The sequence below is a fragment of the Paraburkholderia sp. UYCP14C genome, from assembly GCF_004197395.1.
Classification (GTDB): domain Bacteria; phylum Pseudomonadota; class Gammaproteobacteria; order Burkholderiales; family Burkholderiaceae; genus Paraburkholderia.
Genome location: NZ_SELS01000210.1, coordinates 1 through 2,039, shown reverse-complemented (window position 1 = coordinate 2,039; position 2,039 = coordinate 1). Strand labels below are relative to the sequence as shown.

Annotated in this window: 3 protein-coding genes; all 3 read right to left on the bottom strand. The window is 49.2% G+C overall.

Annotated elements, in window-relative coordinates; all coding sequences use genetic code 11:
- Positions 1-260: 260 nt before the first annotated feature.
- Entirely contained in the window at positions 261-1,124 is an 864-nt protein-coding gene (locus EVC45_RS44290; RefSeq protein WP_129964322.1) for a cytolethal distending toxin subunit B family protein, read from the bottom strand.
- Positions 1,125-1,136: 12 nt separating this feature from the next.
- On the bottom strand, positions 1,137-1,709 hold the full coding sequence (locus EVC45_RS44285) for a hypothetical protein (protein ID WP_129964321.1): 573 nt from the start codon (positions 1,707-1,709) through the stop codon (positions 1,137-1,139).
- Between the two features lie 64 nt (positions 1,710-1,773).
- Complete coding sequence (locus EVC45_RS44280) at positions 1,774-1,899, bottom strand: hypothetical protein (RefSeq protein WP_373683135.1); 126 nt, start codon at positions 1,897-1,899, stop codon at positions 1,774-1,776.
- Between the last annotated feature and the right edge of the window lie 140 nt (positions 1,900-2,039).

The following is a 2,039-nucleotide window of genomic DNA, read 5'->3' as shown; positions in this document are numbered from 1 at the left end:
CGCCGTCCTGTTCAATCGATAAGGTATCCAAATCTATAAAGATTATTTCGACCACGCTACCTATTTGCACCGGAGCCAAATTATTGGGGTTTGGGCGTGGAACCCCTTCTCCGTTACAGGCGCCTTCGGACCCATCTAAACCTCGTCAGAATTTGCAGGCTATACCCAGCAATATGCCAGGTCTCTGCAATTCCAACAACACGATTTCCGCCGGAAAGCCCCAACGCTTAAGGCTCTCCGGTTTGTTCAGGCTGGACTAGCTATGATTTGCGAAAAAATTTCACGGGCGTATGGTCGGAATTTAAAGATCCATGCAATTGAGCCACGAACATCGCTGCAGCCAATAGAATTGCAACTGATTGAGCAGCATTGTATTGACCGAACACGGCGTAATCCAGTGTCCCTCCAGATCTCTGCGTCGGCGAAGGTTGCGTCAGAATCTCCACATCAGTAATCGGAATTATCAGCCTTCTTTGTAAATTTCCCAATAAGACGTTTGGATTTGTATTGTAATCTCCCATTACTAACCACTGCGAATCCGAATCTCTTCTCGCCTCGAAAATGCCATGAATAGCCTCAATCGATGGCGCCGTATCGCCACCTCCAGTGGCAAATCCGTGTATTGTAAAAAAATAATCTCGGCCGCGCACTCCGCCAGTCCTATTGAATCCTACGCCAAGCAAAGGCCTAGCGCTATTGACCAATGGATTTGGAAGGATGACGATTTCATCGGCTCTGCTCCGAGTTACTATTGCTTGATTCACCCTGCGCGCACCCGCATCCCATTCCGCAAAATAAATATATCTAATATTCGGACGACTTCGCGTCCCTAAATTCCACTCATACTCTCTGACAGGCACGGAAGGCAAAGGGGAAACAATTTGCCGCCCCGTCACTCTGGCCGTCGCAGGAACAGTGCCAGCCTCCTGCAATGCCAAAATGTCGACCGACGCATCTCCAGAAACTAACTGCTGAACGTTTACATTCCACTTTGCCTCACTCGCCTGCGAAGAGCCTTGCATATTCCACGTGGCGGTTTGGTAATCTGTCACTGCGGCATGAGATGGTTGCATGAAGAGTGCAGTGACGCACAATATTGAAGCTATTGGAGTGATGATTTTCATGGCGATCTCCGGTCAAAGTTCTTCGTGTGGAGAAACCCGGGAATTTTTCACCTCCGGATTCAACGTCCAAAGTTGATTGCTATCCACTGCCTCGCCGGGCAGTGCGCATGTCGTGAAATTCACGCCAAAGGCATATTTCCAATCCGAACTCGCAAATGCATGGATGCACTGATTCTTTAGGCTGATGCTTTTAAGTTGAATGGCGCCACTCTCCGAGAGGACAGGCTGAAATTTTTGATTTGCAGACTGGGAGCACGTTTCGTGAGTTAACCCCTTGATGCTATACGCCGTCATGCATGTTCCCTGGCCAACGTTTTTGAATGTTATGGTCGAGTCATTGTTATATATAACCGACCAATTATTGTAGTCTCCCCAAGACTTGGCATCATAGGGTGTATAACCCCACAGCCAGTTTCCGGGTTTGTGGGCCCAAACTACGATCATTGCCCCGCTCCACGTATTGGAAATGGAAATCCTTGACAATTTTCCCGAGCTCTGTGCGCTCGAATAATGGCAGAGGATTAATGAGGTGGCCGCGAAAATAATAGCGCCGAACAACCTTAATTTACCCAACTTCCTATGCATGTGACCTCCTTAAGCGTGGATTGAGCCTAGACAAACCAGTGTCGTGAGTTAGAAATTCGTTGAATCAATTTCCCGGCCTTTCTGAAACCAGATGCACATCCAGGTGCGACGGCACACTGGCTTCGATGGTGCGCAGAAAGTGCACGAATTCGCTGCTGCGCTGGCGCCGGTGTACGTCGTCGCCGATCACCTTGCCAGTCGCCTATGCGATGATCAACCTGAGGCACTACTGCCCTAGCGGATCGCGACCCTAAGAGACTGAATCAAAAAGACCCGTTGGGGGCTGTTAACCTTCTCGGCAAGCTGTTAACCTTGGCCACCTGAACAACT